We start from the raw sequence: 5,330 nt of genomic DNA, 5'->3' as shown, positions 1-5,330 counted from the left end.
CCCTTGCGCTTTCCCGCCAGAGCAGTAATATATGCAAGCTGTCTTTTTCGGGAGAGGGAGGCGGCGGCCCCCGGCGGGCGAGGCGGCGACCGGCCTCGAAGAAATTCGAAAAAAGTCGTTGACAAGCCTCCGGAAGCCTAGTAAAGTATCTCCTTGCGCCGCTCACGAGAGCGGACGGCGCGGAACCTTGAGAACCGGATACTGTGGATGAATTTCGAGATGGATCGAATAGTGTCAGACGGACATTTTGACCTCGTCGATTCGGCCCGGGCCCGCTTGCGGGCGCAGGGCGGATGAGACATATTTCAGCTTGTATCAAGCGAACCGATGCGGCCGCAAGGCCGCTTGAACGGAGAGTTTGATCCTGGCTCAGGATGAACGCTGGCGGCGTGCCTAACACATGCAAGTCGAACGATTAAGCCGGCTTCGGCCGGGCATAGAGTGGCGAACGGGTGAGTAACACGTGACCAACCTGCCCCTTGCTCCGGGACAACCGCTGGAAACGGCGGCTAATACCGGATACTCCGCGGGCCCCGCATGGGGCCGGCGGGAAAGCCCCGACGGCAAGGGATGGGGTCGCGGCCCATTAGGTAGTAGGCGGGGTAACGGCCCACCTAGCCCGCGATGGGTAGCCGGCCTGAGAGGGCGATCGGCCACATTGGGACTGAGATACGGCCCAGACTCCTACGGGAGGCAGCAGTGGGGAATTTTGCGCAATGGGGGAAACCCTGACGCAGCAACGCCGCGTGCGGGATGACGGCCCTCGGGTTGTAAACCGCTTTCAGCAGGGAAGATATTGACGGTACCTGCAGAAGAAGCTCCGGCTAACTACGTGCCAGCAGCCGCGGTAATACGTAGGGAGCGAGCGTTATCCGGATTCATTGGGCGTAAAGCGCGCGTAGGCGGCTGCCTAAGCGGAACCTCTAACCCCGGGGCTCAACCTCGGGCCGGGTTCCGAACTGGGCGGCTCGAGTGCGGTAGAGGAGAGCGGAATTCCCGGTGTAGCGGTGGAATGCGCAGATATCGGGAAGAACACCGATGGCGAAGGCAGCTCTCTGGGCCGGCACTGACGCTGAGGCGCGAAAGCTGGGGGAGCGAACAGGATTAGATACCCTGGTAGTCCCAGCCGTAAACGATGGGCGCTAGGTGTGGGGGGACCTTCCCTCCGTGCCGCAGCCAACGCATTAAGCGCCCCGCCTGGGGAGTACGGCCGCAAGGCTAAAACTCAAAGGAATTGACGGGGGCCCGCACAAGCAGCGGAGCATGTGGCTTAATTCGAAGCGACGCGAAGAACCTTACCAGGGCTTGACATGCAGGTGAAGCCGGGGAAACCCGGTGGCCGAGAGGAGCCTGCGCAGGTGGTGCATGGCTGTCGTCAGCTCGTGTCGTGAGATGTTGGGTTAAGTCCCGCAACGAGCGCAACCCCTGTCCCATGTTGCCAGCATTGAGTTGGGGACTCATGGGAGACTGCCGGCGTCAAGCCGGAGGAAGGTGGGGACGACGTCAAGTCATCATGCCCCTTATGCCCTGGGCTGCACACGTGCTACAATGGCCGGTACAGAGGGCCGCCACCCCGCGAGGGGGAGCGAATCCCGCAAAGCCGGCCCCAGTTCGGATCGCAGGCTGCAACCCGCCTGCGTGAAGTCGGAGTTGCTAGTAATCGCGGATCAGCATGCCGCGGTGAATACGTTCCCGGGCCTTGTACACACCGCCCGTCACACCACCCGAGTCGTCTGCACCCGAAGCCGCCGGCCGAACCCGCGAGGGGCGGAGGCGTCGAAGGTGTGGAGGGTAAGGGGGGTGAAGTCGTAACAAGGTAGCCGTACCGGAAGGTGCGGCTGGATCACCTCCTTTCTAGGGAGACTCTAACGAGTCCGAGGCGGGTCGAGCATCTGCCCCCCGCTCCCGGAAGACTTCTTGAAACCTATCTCACGGAGGTCGTCTCCTGGCATCGTCCGCAGCATCCGGCCCTCGGGGCTCCGCCCCGCGCACCTTGACAGTTGCATAGCGCGCGGCACGAATGTGTCGCGAACCATGATACGAAACCACAATCCCAATGCACCATGCATTAAGAAGGTGGTCCGCATCGTGGACAGACAATACGATCGCAAACGTATGTTTGAACATAAGTTCAAAGTATCTGGAGAAGCAACTACGATGCTTCTCCGTGCGAACCTTGGACGGTAGATGAAGATACCAAGGGCGCACGGCGGATGCCTTGGCACAGGAAGTCGAAGAAGGACGCGGCAAGCTGCGATAAGCCTCGGGGAGGAGCACACATCCCTTGATCCGAGGATCTCCGAATGGGGGAACCCGCCCGGGGTCATGCCCGGGCACCCCGCCCTGAATCAAATAGGGGCGGGGGGACAACCCGGGGAACTGAAACATCTAAGTACCCGGAGGAAGAGAAATCAACCGAGATCGCGCGAGTAGCGGCGAGCGAAAGCGCGCGAGCCCAAACCCGGGCGCGTGTAAGCGGCAGGCGTTGCCGCCCGGGGGTCGTGGGAGCCTCATCCCAGGCGCTGCCCGCCTGGGCGGGGTCACAAAGGAGCTGGGTAGCGGAACGGCATGGAAGGGCCGGCCGCAGCGGGTAAGAGCCCCGTACGCGAAACCCAGCTCCCCCCGTGGGGATTTCCCGAGTAGGGCCGGACACGTGAAACCCGGTCCGAAGCCGGGGGGACCACCCTCCAAGGCTAAACACTCTCCTGTGACCGATAGCGCACCAGTACCGTGAGGGAAAGGTGAAAAGCACCCCGAGAGGGGAGTGAAACAGTACCTGAAACCGTGCGCCTACAAGCAGTCGGAGCAGCCTTGCGCTGTGACGGCGTGCCTTTTGTAGAATGAGCCAGCGAGTTGCGGTATGCGGCGAGGTTAAGTTATGAAACGAGCCGCAGCGAAAGCGAGCCTTTAAGATGGCGATTCAGTCGCATGCTGCAGACGCGAAGCCGGGTGAGCTATCCATGGGCAGGCTGAAGCGGGGGTAAGACCCCGTGGAGGGCCGAACCCACTTCGGTTGAAAACGGAGGGGATGACCTGTGGATAGGGGTGAAAGGCCAATCAAACCCGGAGATATCTCGTTCTCCCCGAAATAGCTTTAGGGCTAGCCTCGGCCGTTCTCCCATGGTGGTAGAGCCACCGGATCCCTGAGGGGGCTTCACCGCCTACCGACGGGAACCGAACTCCGAATGCCATGGGATCACAGGCCGGGAGTCAGAGCATGTGGGCTAAGCTGTGTGCTCGAGAGGGAAACAGCCCAGACCGCCCGCTAAGGCCCCCAAGTCATCGCTGAGTGGCAAAGGATGTGCGTCTGCCCAGACAACCAGGATGTTGGCTTAGAAGCAGCCATGCATTTAAAGAGTGCGTAACAGCTCACTGGTCGAGTGGACATGCGCCGACAATTCACGGGGCTAAGCGATGCGCCGAAGCGGCGGAATGATTCATTTCATTGGTAGGGGAGCTTTCCGTCACCGGAGAAGCCGCGGGGCGACCCGCGGTGGAGGGGACGGAAGTGAGAATGCTGGCATGAGTAACGAGAGCTGGGCGAGAAACCCAGCCGCCGTAAGCCTAAGGGTTCCTGGGCAAGGCTAATCCTCCCAGGGTCAGTCGGGAGCTAAGGCGAGGCCGGAAGGCGTAGCCGATGCGCAACGGGTGGACATTCCCGTACCGCTGATGGGCCGCTATCTACCGAGGGGGCGACGGAGAAGGGTAGCCGGGCGGGGTTCTGGACGTCCCCGTGAAAGCATGTAGGGCGAGGCGCGTGGAAACCAGCGCCTCACGTGAGCCTGAGACGCGAGACGAAGCCTCATGGCGAAGCCGGCGAGCCCATGCTTCCGAGAAAAACCTCTAGGGAGGACCATCGGCGCCCGTACCAAAACCGACACAGGTGGGCGGGTAGAACATACCGAGGCGATCGGGAGAACCATGGTTAAGGAACTCGGCATACTGGCTCCGTAACTTCGGGAGAAGGAGCGCCCCTGCGGGTGAAGGACCTCGCGTCCGGAGCGTGCGGGGGCCGCAGCGAAACGGCCCAAGCGACTGTTTATCAAAAACACAGGACTCTGCAAAGTCGTAAGACGACGTATAGGGTCTGACGCCTGCCCGGTGCCGGAAGGTTACGCGGATGCGTTAGCACTCGTGCGAAGCGCTGAAGCCAAGCCCCGGTAAACGGCGGCCGTAACTATAACGGTCCTAAGGTAGCGAAATTCCTTGTCGGGTAAGTTCCGACCTGCACGAATGGCGTAACGATTTGGGCGCTGTCTCAACCATGGACCCGGTGAAATTGTACTGTTCGTGAAGATGCGAACTACCCGCGGAAGGACGGAAAGACCCCGTGAACCTTTACTGCAGCTTGGCATTGGCAGTTGGTACGACGTGTAGAGGATAGGCGGGAGCCTGGGAAGCGGGAGCGCAAGCTTCCGCGGAGGCGCCCTTGGAATACCGCCCTCGTCGTGCCGGCTGCCTAACGCGCGGCCGTGACCCGGCGCGCGGACCGTGCCAGGCGGGTAGTTTGACTGGGGCGGTCGCCTCCCAAAAAGTAACGGAGGCGCGCGTAAGGTCCGCTCAGGACGGTCGGCAACCGTCCGCAGAGCGCAAGAGTACAAGCGGGCTTGACTGCGAGGCCCACAAGCCGAGCAGAGACGAAAGTCGGTTCTAGTGATCCGGCGGCTCAGAGTGGAATGGCCGTCGCTCAACGGATAAAAGGTACTCCGGGGATAACAGGCTGATCTTGCCCAAGAGTCCACATCGACGGCAAGGTTTGGCACCTCGATGTCGGCTCATCGCATCCTGGGGCTGAAGTCGGTCCCAAGGGTATGGCTGTTCGCCATTTAAAGCGGTACGCGAGCTGGGTTCAGAACGTCGTGAGACAGTTCGGTCCCTATCCTCCGCGGGCGCAAGGGAATTGAGGAGATCTGCCCCTAGTACGAGAGGACCGGGGTGGACGGACCTCTGGTGACGCGGTTGTCGACCAACGGCACCGCCGCCTAGCTACGTCCGGCACGGATAACCGCTGAAGGCATCTAAGTGGGAAGCCGCCTCCGAGATGAGTTCCCTTTCCGGTAAGGGCCCTCGTAGACCACGAGGTCGATAGGGCGCAGCTGCAAGCAGGGCGACCTGCTCAGGCGAGCGCTACTAATAGCCCGAGCTCTTCATCTCAGCATCAGGCATAGCGTTTCGATCGCGTTCGCGCCGCGCGCATGCAGCCGTCAGGGCCCGCGGGACGGGCCCCCTCGTGGGAGCACCTCCCATGAGCGGAACCATGGAGAGGGGGATCACCCGGTCCCATTCCGAACCCGGCAGTTAAGCCCCTCCTCGCCGAAAGTACTGCGGGT

General features: G+C 61.7%; 3 rRNA genes. All 3 read left to right on the top strand.

Annotated elements, in window-relative coordinates:
• Positions 1-346: 346 nt before the first annotated feature.
• Positions 347-1,854, top strand: a 16S ribosomal RNA gene (locus D1643_RS07260).
• 332 nt (positions 1,855-2,186) lie between these two features.
• A 23S ribosomal RNA gene (locus D1643_RS07255) occupies positions 2,187-5,154 on the top strand.
• A gap of 93 nt (positions 5,155-5,247) precedes the next feature.
• A 5S ribosomal RNA gene (gene rrf, locus D1643_RS07250) occupies positions 5,248-5,330 on the top strand; the annotation flags it as partial.

The organism is Enterorhabdus sp. P55 (genome assembly GCF_009911695.1).
Lineage (GTDB): Bacteria > Actinomycetota > Coriobacteriia > Coriobacteriales > Eggerthellaceae > Enterorhabdus.
This window is presented reverse-complemented; position numbering and strand designations above follow the sequence as displayed.